The 15,559-nt window shown below is 73.3% G+C and carries 20 protein-coding genes; 11 read left to right on the top strand and 9 right to left on the bottom strand.

Annotated elements, in window-relative coordinates:
- Positions 1 to 31 precede the first annotated feature (31 nt).
- Both IEZ00_RS29940 and IEZ00_RS29935 read left to right on the top strand, forming a co-directional pair.
- Positions 32 to 769: a sugar phosphate nucleotidyltransferase gene (locus tag IEZ00_RS29940; protein ID WP_189226720.1), complete on the top strand. Its 738-nt coding sequence runs from the start codon at positions 32 to 34 to the stop codon at positions 767 to 769.
- A complete protein-coding gene (locus IEZ00_RS29935) occupies positions 766 to 1,680 on the top strand; it encodes an NAD-dependent epimerase/dehydratase family protein (protein ID WP_189226719.1) in 915 nt (304 codons plus the stop codon). Before IEZ00_RS29940 ends, IEZ00_RS29935 begins: the two co-directional genes overlap by 4 nt.
- 54 nt (positions 1,681 to 1,734) lie before the next feature.
- On the opposite strand, the gene IEZ00_RS29930 is transcribed toward IEZ00_RS29935, so the two are convergent.
- The 4 genes from IEZ00_RS29930 to IEZ00_RS29915 form a co-directional block, all read right to left on the bottom strand.
- Positions 1,735 to 2,685, bottom strand: a complete 951-nt coding sequence (locus tag IEZ00_RS29930) for an NAD-dependent epimerase/dehydratase family protein (protein WP_189226718.1) — start codon at positions 2,683 to 2,685, stop codon at positions 1,735 to 1,737.
- Complete coding sequence (locus IEZ00_RS29925) at positions 2,682 to 3,977, bottom strand: nucleotide sugar dehydrogenase (RefSeq protein ID WP_189226717.1); 1,296 nt, start codon at positions 3,975 to 3,977, stop codon at positions 2,682 to 2,684. Before IEZ00_RS29925 ends, IEZ00_RS29930 begins: the two co-directional genes overlap by 4 nt.
- A gap of 52 nt (positions 3,978 to 4,029) precedes the next feature.
- On the bottom strand, positions 4,030 to 4,905 hold the full coding sequence (locus tag IEZ00_RS29920) for a glycoside hydrolase family 191 protein (RefSeq protein WP_229796223.1): 876 nt from the start codon (positions 4,903 to 4,905) through the stop codon (positions 4,030 to 4,032).
- A gap of 258 nt (positions 4,906 to 5,163) precedes the next feature.
- A complete protein-coding gene (locus IEZ00_RS29915; RefSeq protein WP_189226715.1) occupies positions 5,164 to 5,391 on the bottom strand; it encodes a hypothetical protein in 228 nt (75 codons plus the stop codon).
- 292 nt (positions 5,392 to 5,683) lie between these two features.
- On the opposite strand from IEZ00_RS29915, the gene IEZ00_RS29910 reads away from it, so the two are divergent.
- Positions 5,684 to 5,908: a hypothetical protein gene (locus IEZ00_RS29910; protein WP_189226714.1), complete on the top strand. Its 225-nt coding sequence runs from the start codon at positions 5,684 to 5,686 to the stop codon at positions 5,906 to 5,908.
- A gap of 76 nt (positions 5,909 to 5,984) precedes the next feature.
- On the opposite strand, the gene IEZ00_RS29905 is transcribed toward IEZ00_RS29910, so the two are convergent.
- Genes IEZ00_RS29905 through IEZ00_RS29895 form a run of 3 tightly spaced genes read right to left on the bottom strand, consistent with a single transcriptional unit; the run spans position 5,985 to position 7,278 of the window.
- Complete coding sequence (locus tag IEZ00_RS29905) at positions 5,985 to 6,578, bottom strand: GNAT family N-acetyltransferase (protein ID WP_189226713.1); 594 nt, start codon at positions 6,576 to 6,578, stop codon at positions 5,985 to 5,987.
- Positions 6,579 to 6,586: 8 nt separating this feature from the next.
- Positions 6,587 to 6,742, bottom strand: a complete 156-nt coding sequence (locus IEZ00_RS29900) for a hypothetical protein (RefSeq protein ID WP_189226712.1) — start codon at positions 6,740 to 6,742, stop codon at positions 6,587 to 6,589.
- Complete coding sequence (locus tag IEZ00_RS29895) at positions 6,739 to 7,278, bottom strand: DUF6292 family protein (RefSeq protein ID WP_189226711.1); 540 nt, start codon at positions 7,276 to 7,278, stop codon at positions 6,739 to 6,741. Before IEZ00_RS29895 ends, IEZ00_RS29900 begins: the two co-directional genes overlap by 4 nt.
- Before the next feature lie 1,090 nt (positions 7,279 to 8,368).
- Here IEZ00_RS29895 and IEZ00_RS29890 point away from each other — a divergent pair.
- Positions 8,369 to 8,707 carry a hypothetical protein gene (locus IEZ00_RS29890; RefSeq protein WP_189226710.1) on the top strand — a complete coding sequence of 113 codons (339 nt, stop codon included), beginning with the start codon at positions 8,369 to 8,371 and terminating at the stop codon, positions 8,705 to 8,707.
- Positions 8,704 to 9,936: a sensor histidine kinase gene (locus IEZ00_RS29885; RefSeq protein WP_189226709.1), complete on the top strand. Its 1,233-nt coding sequence runs from the start codon at positions 8,704 to 8,706 to the stop codon at positions 9,934 to 9,936. The genes IEZ00_RS29890 and IEZ00_RS29885 overlap by 4 nt, the downstream gene beginning before the upstream one ends.
- Positions 9,937 to 9,957: 21 nt before the next feature.
- Here the strand turns inward: IEZ00_RS29885 and IEZ00_RS29880 are convergent, their stop codons facing one another.
- Positions 9,958 to 10,179, bottom strand: coding sequence for a hypothetical protein (locus tag IEZ00_RS29880; RefSeq protein ID WP_189226708.1), 222 nt, complete (start codon positions 10,177 to 10,179; stop codon positions 9,958 to 9,960).
- A gap of 440 nt (positions 10,180 to 10,619) precedes the next feature.
- Here IEZ00_RS29880 and IEZ00_RS29875 point away from each other — a divergent pair, with 440 nt between their 5' ends.
- Positions 10,620 to 10,928 (top strand): DUF1540 domain-containing protein, encoded by a 309-nt coding sequence (locus IEZ00_RS29875; protein WP_189226707.1) that lies wholly within the window; start codon positions 10,620 to 10,622, stop codon positions 10,926 to 10,928.
- Positions 10,929 to 10,977: 49 nt separating this feature from the next.
- Here the strand turns inward: IEZ00_RS29875 and IEZ00_RS29870 are convergent, their stop codons facing one another.
- Positions 10,978 to 11,187 (bottom strand): hypothetical protein, encoded by a 210-nt coding sequence (locus IEZ00_RS29870; RefSeq protein WP_189226706.1) that lies wholly within the window; start codon positions 11,185 to 11,187, stop codon positions 10,978 to 10,980.
- A 227-nt stretch (positions 11,188 to 11,414) separates the two neighbouring features.
- Here IEZ00_RS29870 and IEZ00_RS29865 point away from each other — a divergent pair, with 227 nt between their 5' ends.
- The 5 genes from IEZ00_RS29865 (at position 11,415) to IEZ00_RS29845 (ending at position 15,550) form a co-directional block, all read left to right on the top strand.
- Entirely contained in the window at positions 11,415 to 12,770 is a 1,356-nt protein-coding gene (locus IEZ00_RS29865) for a sensor histidine kinase (RefSeq protein WP_229796222.1), read from the top strand.
- A gap of 101 nt (positions 12,771 to 12,871) precedes the next feature.
- Entirely contained in the window at positions 12,872 to 13,300 is a 429-nt protein-coding gene (locus IEZ00_RS29860; protein ID WP_189226704.1) for an SRPBCC family protein, read from the top strand.
- Between the two features lie 162 nt (positions 13,301 to 13,462).
- Positions 13,463 to 14,146 carry a response regulator gene (locus IEZ00_RS29855; protein ID WP_189226703.1) on the top strand — a complete coding sequence of 228 codons (684 nt, stop codon included), beginning with the start codon at positions 13,463 to 13,465 and terminating at the stop codon, positions 14,144 to 14,146.
- Entirely contained in the window at positions 14,143 to 14,352 is a 210-nt protein-coding gene (locus tag IEZ00_RS29850; protein ID WP_189226702.1) for a hypothetical protein, read from the top strand. Before IEZ00_RS29855 ends, IEZ00_RS29850 begins: the two co-directional genes overlap by 4 nt.
- Before the next feature lie 193 nt (positions 14,353 to 14,545).
- Positions 14,546 to 15,550 (top strand): chymotrypsin family serine protease, encoded by a 1,005-nt coding sequence (locus tag IEZ00_RS29845; RefSeq protein WP_189226701.1) that lies wholly within the window; start codon positions 14,546 to 14,548, stop codon positions 15,548 to 15,550.
- Positions 15,551 to 15,559: the final 9 nt, after the last annotated feature.

The following is a 15,559-nucleotide window of genomic DNA, read 5'->3' as shown; positions in this document are numbered from 1 at the left end:
TCGGCACCACTTATGACAAGGGAGTGATCTGATGCACGCGGTCATACTCGCAGGCGGCCAGGGGGTGCGACTCCGCCCCTACACCACGGCGCTGCCCAAGCCGCTGGTGCCCATCGGGGAGGAGTACGCGATCCTGGACATCATCCTGCAGCAGCTCAAGGCGCACGGCTTCCAGCGCGCCACCCTGGCCATCGGCCACCTCGGCGCGCTCATCCGCGCGTTCGTCGGCGACGGGTCCAAGTGGGACATCGCGGTCGACTACGCCGAGGAGAAGAAGCCGCTGTCCACCATCGGACCGCTGCTCAACTTCGTCGACCAGCTGCCCGAGAACTTCCTGGTGATGAACGGCGACGTGCTCACCGACCTGGACTACGTGGCACTGCTGGACCACCACGTGGCCACCAAGGCGCCGCTGACCGTGGCCACCTACCAGCGCAAGGTGAAGATCGACTTCGGCACGCTGGAGACCGACCGGGGCCGGATCGTGGAGTTCGTCGAGAAGCCCGTGCTGTCCTACGGCGTCAGCATGGGCGTGTACGCGATGTCCCGCAAGACGCTCACGCCGTACCCGCGCGGCGTCCCCTTCGGGCTGGACGAGCTGGTGCTGGACCTGCTGGCGCGCGGCGAGGAGCCCGCCGCCTACGAGTTCGGCGGCTACTGGCTCGACATCGGCCGCCCCGACGACTACGACGAGGCCAACCGCTGCTTCGAGCAGGTGCGCTCGGCGCTGCTGCCCGGTCGGCGCGCCGCTCCGGTGGACGCCCCGTGAGCCCGGTCAAGGTGCTGCTGTTCGGCGCTACCGGCTACCTGGGCAGGCAGGTGGCCGCGGCGCTGTCGGCCGGTCCGGGGGAGGTCGCGGTGGTCCGGGTGGGCCGCACCGCCCCGCAGGAGGCCGGGTGGGTGCGCCACGACCTCGTGCACGGCCCACCGGAGCAGCTGGCGCGGGTGCTGGCGGCGACCGCGCCCGACGTGGTGGTCAACTGCACCGGCGCGCTGGACGGCAGCACGGCGCAGCTGGTGGCGGCCAACGTCACGGCCACCGCCCACCTGCTCGACGCCATCCCCGCCGCCGCGCCCGCCGCGCGACTGGTCTCGCTCGGCTCGGCGGCGGAGTACGGGGTGGTGCCCGACGGCATCCCGGTCGCCGAGGACGCGCCCGCGAACCCGGTGGCGCCCTACGGGATCACCAAGCTGGCGGGCACCTCGCTGGTGCGCTCGGCCGTCGCCGCCGGGCGGCTGGACGCGGTGGTGCTGCGGGTGTTCAACCCGATCGGCGCCGGGATGCCCGCGGGCACCGTGCTGGGCCGCGCGGCGGAGGCGATCCGCGCGGCGCTGGTCAGCGGCGGGGACGTCGTGCTCGGCCCGCTGGGCGCGTTCCGCGACTTCGTCGACGTGCGCGACGTGGCCGAGGCGGTCGCCGCGGCGGCGCTGGTGGCCACGCCGCCGGAGCCGGTGCTCAACGTGGGCAGCGGGAACGCGGTCACCGTGCGCGAGGCGGTCAAGCTGCTGGCCGAGACCGCGGGCTTCACCGGCCAGGTCGTCGAGTCCGACCCGGCTCCCGCCCGCTCCGGCGCGGTGTCCTGGATCGCGGCGGACCTGACCAGGACCCGGCGTGCGCTGGGATGGTCGCCGCGGCACTCGCTGGCGGCGTCCGTGCGCGACGTCTGGGCGGGGCTCTGACCTGGCTGCGTGGGTGAAAATGCCGGTGGAGCGGCATTTTCACCCACGCGGGGATCAAGCCCAGTTGTCCCGGTACCACTCGAAGGTCCGCCGGACACCGTCCTCCAGCGACACCTCCGGCTCGAACCCGGTCAGCGCGCGGAGCCTGGTCAGGTCCGGGCAGCGGCGGTGGACCGAGCCCGGCGGCGCGGGCACCCGCTCCAGCTCGGGGCTGTGCCCGGCGATCTTGAGCACCAGCTCGGCCAGCTCGCCGATGTTGGTCTCGGCGGAGTCGTTGCCGATGTGGACGATCCGTCCCGCCGCGTCCTCCGCCTCCACCAGCCGCACCACCGCGTCCACCGCGTCGTCCACGTGGCAGAACGCCCGGAACTGGTCGGTGCCGTAGACCCGGAACGGGTCCTCGCGGCGGATCGCGCGCAGCGAGAGCTCCGGGATCACGTGGTCGGCGCCCATCCGAGGGCCGTAGACGTTGTGGAAGCGGCCGACCACCACGGGCACGCCCTTGGCGCGGCCGGTGTGCACGACCGCCGCCTCCCCGAGCATCTTGCTCACCGCGTAGGCGAAGCGCGGCGAGGTGACGTCCTGCACCACCAGCGGCACGTCCTCGCCGGTGGGCACCGGCACCACACCCGCGTCCACCCCGCCCGCGTAGGTCTCGCTGGTGGAGGCGAAGAACAGCTTCTGGTGCGGCTCGACCCAGCGCAGCGCGTTGAGCACGGCCAGGGTGTTGACGTTGATCACGCGCGCCGGGTCGCGCTCGACGTTGCGCACGCCGACCACCGCGGCCAGCAGGTGCACCCGCTCGAACTCGTGCGGCACGCCGTCCAGCGACGCGGGATCGGTGAGGTCCGCGGAGATCACCGGCACGCCGAGCTCGTCCAGCTCCGGGTCCCGCCTGCCGCGCGAGAAGTCGTCCACGATGGTCACCTCGTGCCCGTCGGCCAGCAGCCTGCGGGTCAGGTGGACGCCGATGAACCCGGCGCCGCCGAGAACCAGGTGCCTCATCCGGCCGCCTCCTCGACGGGCTCGTAGCCCAGGCCCGCGTAGCGGACGCCGTGCCGGGTCACCCGCTCCGCGTCGAGGACGCGCCAGGAGTCGTAGACCAGGCGCACGCCCGATCCCGGCAGCAGCGCGTCGACGTCCAGCCGCCGGTACTCGGGGTGGTCGGTGATGACCAGCACCGCGTCGGCGGCGGCGAACCCGGCCGCCAGGTCGACCGGCTCGCCGCCGTAGCGGCGGATCACCTCCGCGCTCACCAGCGGGTCGTGGCCCAGCACCCGCACGCCCGCCTCGGCGAACACCGGCATCATCGACGCGATGGGCGTGCCGCGCATGTCGTCGGTGGGCGGCCAGCCCTTGTAGGCCCAGCCCAGCACCAGCAGGGTCCGCTCGCGCGCCGCGCCCATCAGCTCCACGACGCGGCCCGCGACGTGCACCGGCGTGTCCTCGTTGACCTGGCGCGCCGCGCGCACCAGCGGCGGCACGTAGCCGGTCCGGTCGGCGCTGGACATCAGGATGTACGGGTCCTTGGACAGGCAGCCGCCGCCGACGTAGCCGGGCTTGGCGATGTTGGGCCGGGGGTAGTCCAGGTTGGTCGCCCGGATCACCTCCAGCGGGTCCAGCCCGAGCCGCTCGGTCAGCCGGGCCACCTCGTTGCCGAAGGAGTAGATGACGTCGGTGTGGCAGTTGTTGGTCAGCTTGACCAGCTCGGCCGTCTCCAGGGTGGACACCGGCACCAGCTGGGCGGCCAGGCCGCCGAACAGCTCCAGGCCCAGCCGCAGGCTCTCCTCGTCCAGCCCGCCGACCACCTGCGGCAGCTCGACCAGCTCGCGCAGCGCCTGCCCCTGGATGGTCCGCTCGGGCGCCATCACCAGCCGCGCCGAACCCCACGCGTCGACCAGCCGGGGCAGCACCACCGACCGCGTCGCGCCCACCGGCACGGTGCTGCGCACCACCACCAGCGTCCGCGGCGAGCACCGCTTGGCGATGTGCTCGGCGGCGGCGGCCAGGTTGCCCAGGTACGGCTCGCGACCGGCCTCGTCCACCGGCGTGGACACGCAGATGATCGCCGCGTCCACGTCCTCGGGCAGCTCCGGCCACAGGAAGATGCGCTTGCCTACCCACTCCCCGAAGACCTCTTCGACGCCGGGCTCGAAGATGTGCGGACGACCGCGCGACAGCGAGTCCAGCACCGCTGCCTGCGTGTCCACGCCGTGCACCTCGTAGCCCTTGCGGGCCAGTGCCGCGGCCAGCGTCAGGCCGACGTACCCCATCCCCATGATGCCGATCCGACGCATTCCCGGTAACTCCTCCGCCACAACCACTCCCTCACTCGGTGCGCGCCACGGTTCACCGGCACGGGGCGCTGATCCGATCCAGCTCCCGCACCGACACGTAGCCCTCGAAACCCTCTTCGCGGTACGCCCGGCAGGCCCTCTCCACGTTCTCCGGGCGCACCGCGTAGTCCACCGCCAGCACGGTCTTCCCGGCGGCGCGCAGCTTTCTCGTCTCGGCCAGGTTCTGCGCGCAGTAGTCCGCCGCGCACGGCTCGTCGGTGGCGCGGAAGAACAGCTCCTCCACGCCGATGCCGTCGACCGCCTCCAGGTAGCCGTGGTGGTGCAGCAGCTCCGGCGAGTTCTGCGGGTAGACCAGGAAATCCGCGTCCGTCCGCTTGCCGTGCGCGCTGATCCTGGCGATCAGCTCGACCATCCGGCGGCCGAGCTCCTCGCGCCCGATGCCGGGCACCAGCGCTAGGTCGATCTCCTCGTAGGCCAGCGGGGTGTCCAGGTAGACCCCGTCGAACCCGGCGGCCAGCGCCCGGTCCACGCGCGGTCGCACGCCCAGCTCCCACCAGCGCTGGTCCCAGTACCGCACGAAGTGCTCGCCGGGCCAGCTGGGCCACTCGTTGAGCAGCAGGTCCGCGCGGTCGTCGCGGATGGCGGCGTAGTCGGGCCGGAACGACTCGATCGAGCCGATCTCGAAGTAGGCCAGCACCCGCTTGCCCGACTTCTTCAGCACGCCGACCTCCTCGGCGCTGAAGTAGCCGTCCCCGCCGTCGCGCGCCAGGTCGATGACGGCGTACCGGAACGGCGCGGCGGCCAGAGCATCGAGCCCGCCGTCCTGGTAGCCCTGCAACTGGTAGACGAACCCGCGCGCGTCTCGCGGCACCGGGACCTCCGCACCGCAGCCGACCGCCGCGCCCGGCAGCAGTAGCGGGAAAACCACGATAGCTCCGAGCAGGAGGCGATTCGCCACAGCTCAACAGTACCGACGCCGATCACCGGATCAATGGTCCGTTGAGGGCAGTCCGTGCCGCCGCGCGAGCATCCGCCACGAACTGCGCGACCGCCCATTCGGACACCGCGGCACCGCATTTCTCGGGCTGCCGGAATGGGCGTCGCCACGCATTCGCGCGAGTTCCGGAAAGAGCCGGACCCGGTGCGGCGAATCGCCCGCCACGAGCGCTTCCCGGCGGTGGTGCCGTCAGCGGTTGGAGCGGGGGAACCGACCACCCCGACTGCCGAGCGCGACGAGGTCGGTGTACTGCTCCTGCCACGACCGCTCGGTGGCCAGCAGGTCGGCCAGCCGCTGCGCCCACTGGGCGTCGATCGGCGGCGTCGCGCCCGCCAGGTGCCGTTCGGTCTCCTGCCTGGCCTTGAGCCACTCGGACAGCGTGGGGGCCAGTTCCGGACCGCCGAATTCTCCTGACATGGCCAGAACGTACTGCTCCGGGGCCGCCGGATCGACCCGCCGTGCGGTACAGTCGGCCCGTCGGGGTACGAGGCGTCGGCATCCCGCCGCCGCAGTCCTCGATCCAGTCCGGTCCGGTGGTTCCGGCCGGGGACGGGAGCACCGGCTTGTCGCCGGACCGCCAGCTCGCACCACCACTCCCCTCGACTCCCGCGACCCGCGGGTGGAGCGGTCCCGCCGCGCCCACGGGCCCGGCGGACGACCCCGACCTCGCCGCACGTCGAGGTCAACCCGCAGCAGAAGGGGAACCCGCATGACACCGGACGGACGTCCGAACCGGTCCCGAGGCGCCGCCGCGGACTTCGCCGAGACGCGCTCCGCCGCCCAGCGGGCCGAGGCGGCCCGCCAGATCCGGGCAGGCCGCACGGTGGCGAACCACTCGCTCGACGCGAACGACCGCCGGGAACTGCTGTCCATGCTGGGCCTGCCGGGCGCGGACCCGGACACCGCACCGCACGATCGGCACGTTCCCGCCTGATCGGCGTCCACACCGGACACTTCTCCGCCCGTCGCCGCGGCACGTGCGCCCGGTGCCGGGCGACGACGCGAACCGCTCAGCGCGGCGGCCGGTGCCCTTCGGGGGCCGCGCGGTCGAGGTCCGCCGCGCGCAGCCGGTACACCTGCAACTCCAGTCCGAAGTACTTGCGCGTCTCGCCGACCCAGTACATGCCGTTGCTGCGGATCGCCGCGGCGTCCTGCGCGTTGTCGGACCGGACGATGGCGAACACCTCGTCAACGCCGTGCTCGAAGGCCAGCCGGGCCAAGGCGAACGCGCACTCACCCGCGTAGTCCTCGCCCCACGCGCCGGGGTGCAGCTGCCACCCGATCTCCAGGTCCTCGTCGCCCGGCGGCAGGGGCAGCAGGACGGCTCCGCCGATCACGCGGTCGTCGTCAGCGCGGTGGAGCGCCCACCGCCCGGCGGGCGCGGTGAGCCTGCCGTCCTCGGCGATCCACCGCTGGAGCAACAAGCGCATGGCGGCCAGGTCGGGCACGCGGTCCATCACGGGGCTGAGCCACCGGGTGACCTCCGCGCTGCCGTAGACCTCCAGCGCCGCGGCGGCGTCCTCCACGCGCCAGGGGCGCAGCACCAGCCGGTCGGTTCTGATCACCCCGGACGGGGGCGGCGCGCTCGGGTCGTCGGAGGACATGGCCCGCGTCACCTGCCGGAGGCGGGCAGCGGCTGGAAGCGCACGGCCGGCACACCGCGCGACTGGCGGGAGACGGCCCTGATCTCGGTGTCCAAGTGGCTGAACACGACCGGGTGGACGGGGTTGGCGCGGTTCGGGGTGAGTCGGGTTCCGTTGTGGGTCATGGGTTTTCCTTTCGCGATGCGGTTGAGGTGTCCCGTGCGGGACGGGTGTGGCGTTCCATGCGCTCGGCCAGGTCGGACCAGTCCACGTGCGCGGGCAGGACCGCGCAGGCCCGCTCCCGGGGGCGCGGGGTGGTCGACTCGGCGACGAACCGGGCCACCGCCCCCGGCGCCGGGACCAGGTCCCGACCCGCCCGCGAGAGCACCACCGGCGGTTCGGCCGGTGCGGTCTCGACCGAGAGCACCCATCCCTGCGAAGCGCTCCAGGCCAGCATGAGGTCGCGGCCGGGGTGCTGCGCGGACCGGCAGTTCAGCGCGAGGTAGGCGGTCACCGTGTCGGTGACCTCGCAGGTGGTGCCCTCGCGGGGGACGCCGACCGCTTCCGCGACCATCCGCACGTAATCACCGAGGGCGCGCGACAAGGCGTCCGCCGCGTCGGACAGGACGGTGGTGTGGGTCCGCTGTGCGGGCAGGACACTGCCCTGCGGGAGGGCCGCGTCGTCAACGCGTCGCGGTCCGAGTGGTCTGGTTCGGCTCATGCGGGCTCCATCTGCCTGGAGGTCGAGTGGGAGAGCCCTTCGACGGCCGTGCGGCCGATGAGGGATCGGAGGAAGCGCGTTCGCGGAACGAGGCAGTGGCGGGAACGACCCGATGCCCCGGCGGCGCTGTCGGCTCCCCGTCCTCGACTGGAGAACCGGATCGGACCGACCCGGAGAGCCCGCAGGAGGCGGGCAGTGGTCTCTCTCGCACTCACTGTATCGCATCACGGGCAGCAGCGGGGGCAGAAGCGCTGTGACGCGCTCGCGGCGGGCCACGCGGCCCCGCCGACAGCGTGTCGTGCCGGTCCGGGTCGCCCGCAGGCGGGGCGACCGACTCGCCGTCGGTGACCATCAGCACCGGCAGGTACGGCGGCGGCAGGAGGATCGAGGCCGACGTGTCCCGCGTGGTCACTCCTTCTCCGGTCGCGGTGCGATTCCTTCGACCTCGACGAGCAGGTCCGGACCCTTGACCGCGCGCAGGTCCCGCAGTGAGCAGCCGCCGGGAATCCCGCGCCGGGCCACGTCGCCCTACCCGACCGCGCCCAGCACGCCGTGGCCCGCGAGGTCGGTGAACTCGTCGTCCGTCCTGAATGAACACCGCATCGCGATGGTTCCGTTGCTGTGCAGGGATTTCCCCTCGCCTGAGGACAACCCGCGCCACGCCCGCACGACCGCGAGCGCCTGCTCGGGGTTGAGCCGGCGGTCGCCTCGACGGTCACCACGTCGAGCGCCACCGCGCCGACCACTCGGGTCTCGCGGCCATCGCGAGTCGCTGATTTCGGGAAAAGTGATTCCCACGGATTCGCCCCTTTCGTCCGGCAACGGGCGGATTCACCGCGTCCGCCAGCGGGGGGAACGGGGCGAAAGTGCGCCCCGCAGTGCCCGTACGGGCTGCCCGATCGGAGCATCTCCCCCTCACTCAAGGGGCCTAATCAGGCAGTTCCGTGTCCATCGCCCCTCGTTCGAGGTAAGCCTCCAGAGGGAGGCTCAAGGTCCGACACCGGGTGGACGATACGTGCAGGGACAAGGCGGTCCCATTGTTCTCGGGGCGTGCGAACAAAGCGATTGACGCGAGAACGGGGAGGAAAGAATGTCCGGTTCCGATGTGCGACTGGTGGTGTCCGCGCAAAGCGCGGGTTTCGACGGGAGACCAGTGGAGGAGCACCTGGCCACCGGAGGCGTCGACCCGCTCGTGCTTCCGCTACCGCCGACCGGGGGCGAGCGACTGCGGGCCGAGCGCGCCGGCTGCGCGTTGAAGGGTGCGGTGCCGGCGGGCGCGTGCGAGGCGATCCCGCCGGAGTCGCCACGGCAGGTGGCAGCGGTCGAGCGGGAGCAGCGCGAACCGGTGTTCCAGCGCCCGGTGGCGCTGTCCGGCGTCCAGCCCGCCGTGGGCGAGTCCACCCCGGTCCGCGAGAAGAACGGGTCATGATCACGGGACAGCACTGGTGGCTGTCCCGCGCGAGCGCGGCCGACGTGGCGCTGGCCGTGTCGGCGGCGATCCTGGACGTGCTCCTGTTCTCCACCTTCAGCCGCCACCCGGCGACGAACGCGAGCGCGGCCGTTGCCCTGGCCTTCGCCGGGGTGGGGCTGCTGGCGCTCTCCGCCCGCCGCAGGCGCCCCGTCGCGGTGTTCGCGGTGGTCTGGACCTGTGCGGCGCTGGCCGCCCCGGTCAGCGGCATCGACTTCCGGCCGACCGCGACGCCGTGCGTTGCGCTGTTCACCGTGGCGCTGCGCGCCCGCACCCCGGTGGCCGTCGGGGCGCTGGCGGCGACCGGTCCGCTGGCGGTGCTCGCCGCGCTGCTGGAGTCCGGCTCCCGCCCGGCGGAGGGCCGGGCTGCGGCGCTGTACGGCACGCTGGCCTTCTACCTGGTGCTGTACGGCTGCGCGTGGGCCGCCGGGCGCTGGGTGCGGATGAGCAGGCAGCACGCGGACGACCTGGCGTTCCGGCGGCGGGCCGAGGCCAGGGAGGCGGTGCTGGAGGAGCGCACCCGCATCGCCAGGGAGTTGCACGACATCGTGGCCCGCTCCGTGACGGTCATGGTCCTGCAGGCGGCGAACGCGCGGCGGGTGCTCGACAGCGATCAGGGACGGGTGCGGGAGGCGCTGGGCCACATCGAGGAGTCCGGCGAGCAGGCCATGGGCGAGCTGCGCCGGATGCTGACCGCGCTGCGCCCCGACCGCGAGGACGCCGAGGCGACCGCGGACGGACCGCAGCCGGGTCTGGCCGACGTGGCGCACCTGGTGGCGGCGGCCTCGGCGGCCGGGGTGCGGGTCCGCACGCGGGTGGAGGGCGTGCCGCGCGGGCTCGCCGCCAGCGTCGACCTGGCGGCCTACCGGGTGGTGCAGGAGGCGCTGACCAACGTGACCAAGCACGTGGGGCCGGGCGCGGACGCCGAGGTGCGGCTGTGCTGGGACCGGGATGAGCTGACCGTGGCGGTCGTCGACGACGGCCGCGGCCTGCGGCCTGGGCGCGCCGTGCTGCCGACCGACCACGGCCTGCTCGGGCTGCGCGAGCGGCTGGCCGTCGTGGGCGGCACGCTGGCGGCGGGACCGGTGGCGGGCGGCGGGTTCCGGGTGACCGCCGTGCTGCCCACGGCGGAGCCCCGCCCCGCCGAGGCCCGGCCCGCCGAGGCCCACGTGGGTGAGGAGGCGCGGTGATCCGGGTCCCGTCGTCGCGGCCTACAGAATCGACTTGAGGGTGAGCAGCTCGCACTCGGTGCGGGCCAGGTCCACGCCGTCCTCGGCGCCGCCGAAGAGCAGGACACGCAGCAGGTCCTTGGCCTCGCCCAGCAGCCGCGCCGTCACCCGGCTCAGGGCCTCCTCCTCCAACCGGACCGGGCGTACCTCGTGCGGGTCGGCGGGCGCCGTCGGGGGCACTGCCAGGTCCAGCGCGGCCAGCACCCGGCCTGCGAGCCGGTCGACCAGCCACTCGCGCGGCTGCCCGGCCCGCAGGTCCTGCCTGGCCTTCTCGGCGGCGGCCCGCCGGGTCCGCTCGACGACCCAAGCGGGCGACAGGCCCGGCCGCGTTCCCTGGCGCTCGCCGGGCGACGACCGCCGCGCACCCCGTTCCCGGCCGTGCGCGGCACTTCGCGGGCAAGCGATCGATTTCGGTCCGACAACGCCGGAGGCACCACTTTCAATGGTCCCCCTTATGGGTCGCGGAACACCTCTCCGAGCGATGTGCGGTTTTACCCATCACCCCTGCGTGCGGCCTCTGAACTGGGAAGACGCAATCCGCAAAAGATAATAGGTTAGGCTCCCCTAAATTCTCTCCGGTTGCGGGCCCGAATCGCCGGTGGCACCGTTCCGATTGACGGAGCCCGCTGTCCAGAGGAGCGGTCATGACCACAACTGAAATGCCTGCCGTCCACGAGTGCACCGTCACCGGCTGCTCGTACAACCACGACGGGTGCCACGCGTTCGCGATCACCGTGAACGGCACCGACGGCGCAGCCGACTGCGGCACGTTCGTCCCGCTGTCCACCAAGGGCGGCCTGACGAAGGTGATCGCCCAGGTGGGCGCCTGCTCGCGCACGGACTGCCAGTACAACTCCGACCTGGAGTGCACCGCGTCCGGGGTCCGCGTCGGACCGGGCAGCGGTGGCCACGCCGCCAACTGCCTGACCTACACCCCCGTCTCGCGGGGCTGAGCGGGGCCGGGCGCCGCACGTGTCCGACGTGCGGCGCCCCAGCCCGCCGTCACGCCGCGCCACACCACGAGCAGAAGTGCGGTCCCACGGCCCTGTCCCGTCCCCTCCACCCCGCCCCCTGCGCGGACGACCACAGCAGGTCCCACCCCCGCTCGTCGTGGCGGAAGGTCCGGCCGCAACCGTCGCAGATGAGGACGAGATCGGACAGGTCCCGGTCGCCGGGGGCGACGCCGGGGGTGCTGCTGGGGATGGCGGTCACGGCAAGGGGTCTGCTCTCTCGGCGGCGCTCGGGCGGTGGTCGGTCGCTCATCATGTCGGATACCGACGGATACTCTGGTCCGGATTCACCGACGACGACCTTGCAATCACCTTGCGATCGCCGTGCTCGGCCGACCGGAGCGCGACGCCCGCACGGGACGGAGGGCAGACCATGAGGTCTTCGACGCGCCCCGGCCCGCGCGGGTGCGGCGTCCCGCGGTGACAGCCGTGCCCAGGCTGTCGTTGCGGCGGCGAGTGGCGCTGGCGCTGGGCGCCGGATCGCTGCTGATCACCAGCGCGCTGTCGTTCGCGACCTGGACGCTGGCCACCGACTACCTGCTGCGCCAGCGCGAGCAGGCGGGCGCCAGGCAGGCCGAGGTCAACGCGCGGCTGGTGGACCAGTCGCTGCGCCAGGGCGCGCAGGGCCTGGAGGAACTGCTGACCGGTCTGACCACCGGGCCGGATTCGACCGTGCTGCTGTTCCGCCCCGGCGGGGTGCTCACCAGCGGACGCCAGGTCGACCCCGGCGTGCTGCCCCGGTCCCTGGTGGCGCTCGGCCGCGAGGGCACCGCGGCCAAGCAGCGGCTGCGCGTGGAGGGCGTGCCGGTGCTCGCGGTCACCCTGCCGATCACCGCCGCCGAGGGCGCCTACGTGGAACTGGTGCCCCTGGTGCAGCTGGACCGGACGTTCCGCTTCCTCAGCGCGGTGATGGTGCTGGGCGTGCTGGTCAGCGGCCTGCTCGGGGTGGGGTTGGGGGTCTGGACCGGCCGTCGCGCGCTGCGTCCGCTGACCGAGTTCACCCGCGCCGCCTCGCGGGTGGCGGGAGGTGACCTGAGCGCGCGGCTGCCTCCGCAGACCGACCCCGACCTGACCCACCTGGCCACCACGTTCAACGCCACCGCCGAGGCGCTGGAGCGGCGGGTGCTGCGCGACGCCCGGTTCGCGGGCGACGTCAGCCACGAGCTGCGCTCCCCGCTGACCACCATGGTCAACGCCGTCCAGGTGCTGCGCCGCCGCCGCGCCGACCTGCCCGGCGCCGCGGGCAAGGCGCTGGACCTGCTGACCGGCGAGGTCGACCGGTTCGCCCGGATGGTGGTGGACCTGCTGGAGATCTCCCGCGCCGACCAGCGGGCGGACGGGTCCGAGGCGGAGCCGATCGACCTGGCGGAACTGGTGCGCAACGTGCTCGCGGCCCGGCCGGGCTCCACGACGCCGCTGGAGGCGGAACCGGCGTGGGTGCTCGGCGACCGCCGCAGGTTGGACCGGGTGGTCAGCAACCTGCTGGACAACGCCGACCGGCACGCGGGCGGCGCGATCCGGGTGGGCGTGCTGCGCCGGGACGGCCGGGTGCGGCTGGAGGTCGACGACGCGGGGCCCGGCGTGCCCCCCGAGCTGCGCGAGCGCGTCTTCCAGCGGTTCGACCGGGGGGCGCGGGCGGGCAGCCGCGGCGCCGACACCGGCAGCGGGCTCGGCCTGGCCCTGGTCGCCCAGCACGTGCAGCGCCACGGCGGCACGACCGGCGTGGAGCCGCGCCCCGGCGGGGGCGCGCGGTTCTTCGTCGAGCTGCCCGAAACACCTCGGTGACCTGCCGCAACACCGCGTTGACCCCGGTGGGGTGATCGTCAGGCAGTTGTCAGGTGGAAGGACGGGCTCCTCCCCCAGGATGGGGGGCGACATCCCCGACCGTGAGGAACACCTTGACCCGCAGCCTCTCCATGCCCGCCGACGCCGAGAACCTCTTCGAGATCATCACCGACCTGGAGAACCTGTCCGCCTGGCTGCCCCGCGGGCTGGAGGTGGAGCGCTACGGGCCGAACCTGGTGCGGCTGTGGCTGCCGCACGGCGCGGTCGAGCGGCACATCGCGATCGACTGGGAGAACCTCCGGGTGGTGTGGGGCAGCGACGCCACCCCCAGCTACCGCGGCCGCGTTCAGGTGCTGCGGATCGGCCCACACCGCAGCGCGGTCACCGCGGACGTGGTCGGCGCGAGCGGAATCGCCGACCCGCGCGTGGACAGCTGGCTCGACCAGGCACTGCACGCGCTCGCCGAGGTCGTCGCGGTCGAGCACCCCTGCACCCCGCCCCGGCAGTTCCAGGCCGCCGCGGCCCGCTGATCGGGGACGACCGGGTTGGCGCCGCCGCGGGCGGGTAGCCGACCCGAACGAGCACCGCGAACCCCGTGCCCGCCCGCCAACCTTGCGATCACCTTGCGATCGCGGCGACCGGTGGCGCGGCGGTGGAAGGCGGTGCGCCGGGTCGGCGAAGATCGGGCGGACATGGACCACTCCGTACTGCTCGTCGAGGACGACGAGAACATCAGGCAGGCGCTCGGCCTGGCGCTGGAGGACGAGGGCTTCCGGGTCACCGGCGCGGTGTCCGGGGAGCAGGCCCTGCGGGTGCTGGCGGGCGACGGCTTCGACGTGGTGCTGCTGGACCTGACGCTGCCCGGCGTGGACGGCCTGGAGGTCTGCCGCACCCTGCGGGCGCGCGGCGACCTGCCGATCATCATCGTCACCGCGCGCGCCGACACCCCGGACGTGATCGCCGGGTTGGAGGCAGGCGCGGACGACTACGTCTCCAAACCGCTGGTGGCGGGCGAACTGGCCGCCCGCATCCGGGCGCTGCTGCGCCGCCGCGGCACCGGGCACCAGGGCGAGGTGCTGCGGGTCGGCGACCTGGAGATCCACCGCGACGTGGGGACGGTGCACCGGGCGGGCCAGGAGGTGCACCTGACCCGGACCGAGTTCCGGCTGCTGGTCGAGCTGGCCGCCGCGGCGGGCCGCATCGTGACCCGCGAGCAGCTGCTCCAGCGGGTCTGGGGCTACGACTACTTCGGTGACACGCGGCTGCTGGACGTGCACGTCCGCAGGCTGCGCCGCAAGGTCGAGCCCAACCCCGACGACCCGGTGCTGGTGGTCACCGTGCGCGGCGCGGGCTACCGGATCGGGGTGGACCGGTGAAGCGGCTCGTCCTGCTGCTGTCCTGCCTGCTGACCGGGGCGTGCGGGGTGACCACCCAGGAGCACCCGGTGCCGCTGGTGACCTCCTCGGACGGGCCCGCCACCACCCCGACGGTCACCCAGCGGCCCGACCCGACGTCCTCGGCCACCTCCTCCTCGGCGGACTCGTCCCCGCCCACGACGACAGCCGTCACACCCTCGACCTGACCCCACCGTCCACTTCGGACGGCACTGGGCCGGACGCGCGGCGCGGGTTGCCCGGAAGGGCGGGCCGGACCGCACTTCTGGCCGCCCGGCCCGCCCTTCTCCGCCACCCTGGCGTCGAGCACCCTGTGCGCGGGGAGCGGTTCGTGCCGCTCATGGGGATTCAGCGCTTTTGCAGGGGGAGTGACATCCGTTGATGGTCAAGAAGACGCTGTCCGCCGCCACCGCGGCCTGCCTGGTCGTGCTGTTACCCGCTTCGCCGAGCGCGGCGAGCGGGGAGCAGCGGACCACGCCGCGAACCTGCGTCACCACCGCCAAGAGCACGGTGTGCCTGGCGACGGAAACCGCGCGCGACGCGTACCAGGCGCTGCTCGACCGCAGTTGGGGCGCGGGCGCGCAGAAGGTCGGGTACGCCTTCTCACCGGACGGGGGCGGCACCCGCGTCCGGGTCATGCTCGACGCGTCCGCCGATCCCGCCGCCGCGGACCGGCTCCAGCGGGCGCTGGGCGAGGTGGTGGTCGTGGAGCGCACCGGCCTGACCGCCTTCTCGGGCAGCCGGACCAACGACGCGAGCCCGCACTACGGTGGCGCGGCCGTCGGGTTCAGCAGCATCCCCACCTGCACCACCGGGTTCTCGGTCAGGTTCCCGGACGGCACCAGGGGGTCGGTGACCGCGTCGCACTGCTTCAACAGCGATGAAGCGCTGCTGTCCGGGAGCCAGTTCTACGGCGTCGTGCGGCAGATCGAGGGCTTCCCGAGCTTCGACGTGGTCGCCGTCGACAACGCGGGCACCGCGGAGACCTACACCAACGTGCTGCACGTCGACCCGTGCTGCCCGAGCGCCCGCTCCGTGATCGGCGATGCCGACCCGGTCAAGAACGCGAAGGTGTGCGCCAGCGGCCGGGTGACCCTGGCCAAGTGCAACATCAACGTGGACGAGACCGCGACCTCGTTCTGCCCGCCGGAGTTCCCCGGTTGCGTGCCGGACGTCATGCAGCTGAGCAAGACCGTCGGCGGCAGCAAGGTGGTCATCGGCGCGAAGGGCGATTCGGGCGGAGTGGTGTACACCCAGTCCGGCGCCACCGGGGCGGTGGTCAACGGCATGGTCATCGGCGGCAGCGCGGACGGCAAGACGGTGTTCGCCGAGAAGGTCTCCAACATCACGGCCCACGTCGGCGCCACGGTGCTCACCACCCCCTGAGCGCGACCG

It is taken from the genome of Saccharothrix coeruleofusca, assembly GCF_014648515.1.
Classification (GTDB): Bacteria; Actinomycetota; Actinomycetes; order Mycobacteriales; family Pseudonocardiaceae; genus Actinosynnema; species Actinosynnema coeruleofuscum.
Note: the sequence above shows the minus strand (reverse complement) of the source record. Positions and strands in the feature narration are given on the sequence as shown.

What these genes read in the sequence shown, in the direction of transcription:
- IEZ00_RS29910 (WP_189226714.1), top strand. Translation starts at nt 5,684, where the DNA reads ATGACACCGGACGGACGTCCGAACCGGTCCCGAGGCGCCGCCGCGGAC.
- IEZ00_RS29890 (WP_189226710.1), top strand. Translation starts at nt 8,369, where the DNA reads ATGTCCGGTTCCGATGTGCGACTGGTGGTGTCCGCGCAAAGCGCGGGT.
- IEZ00_RS29895 (WP_189226711.1), bottom strand. Translation starts at nt 7,278, where the DNA reads ATGAGCCGAACCAGACCACTCGGACCGCGACGCGTTGACGACGCGGCC.
- IEZ00_RS29900 (WP_189226712.1), bottom strand. Translation starts at nt 6,742, where the DNA reads ATGACCCACAACGGAACCCGACTCACCCCGAACCGCGCCAACCCCGTC.
- IEZ00_RS29930 (WP_189226718.1), bottom strand. Translation starts at nt 2,685, where the DNA reads ATGAGGCACCTGGTTCTCGGCGGCGCCGGGTTCATCGGCGTCCACCTG.
- IEZ00_RS29885 (WP_189226709.1), top strand. Translation starts at nt 8,704, where the DNA reads ATGATCACGGGACAGCACTGGTGGCTGTCCCGCGCGAGCGCGGCCGAC.
- IEZ00_RS29925 (WP_189226717.1), bottom strand. Translation starts at nt 3,977, where the DNA reads ATGCGTCGGATCGGCATCATGGGGATGGGGTACGTCGGCCTGACGCTG.
- IEZ00_RS29915 (WP_189226715.1), bottom strand. Translation starts at nt 5,391, where the DNA reads ATGTCAGGAGAATTCGGCGGTCCGGAACTGGCCCCCACGCTGTCCGAG.
- IEZ00_RS29855 (WP_189226703.1), top strand. Translation starts at nt 13,463, where the DNA reads ATGGACCACTCCGTACTGCTCGTCGAGGACGACGAGAACATCAGGCAG.
- IEZ00_RS29905 (WP_189226713.1), bottom strand. Translation starts at nt 6,578, where the DNA reads ATGTCCTCCGACGACCCGAGCGCGCCGCCCCCGTCCGGGGTGATCAGA.
- IEZ00_RS29875 (WP_189226707.1), top strand. Translation starts at nt 10,620, where the DNA reads ATGACCACAACTGAAATGCCTGCCGTCCACGAGTGCACCGTCACCGGC.
- IEZ00_RS29845 (WP_189226701.1), top strand. Translation starts at nt 14,546, where the DNA reads ATGGTCAAGAAGACGCTGTCCGCCGCCACCGCGGCCTGCCTGGTCGTG.
- IEZ00_RS29940 (WP_189226720.1), top strand. Translation starts at nt 32, where the DNA reads ATGCACGCGGTCATACTCGCAGGCGGCCAGGGGGTGCGACTCCGCCCC.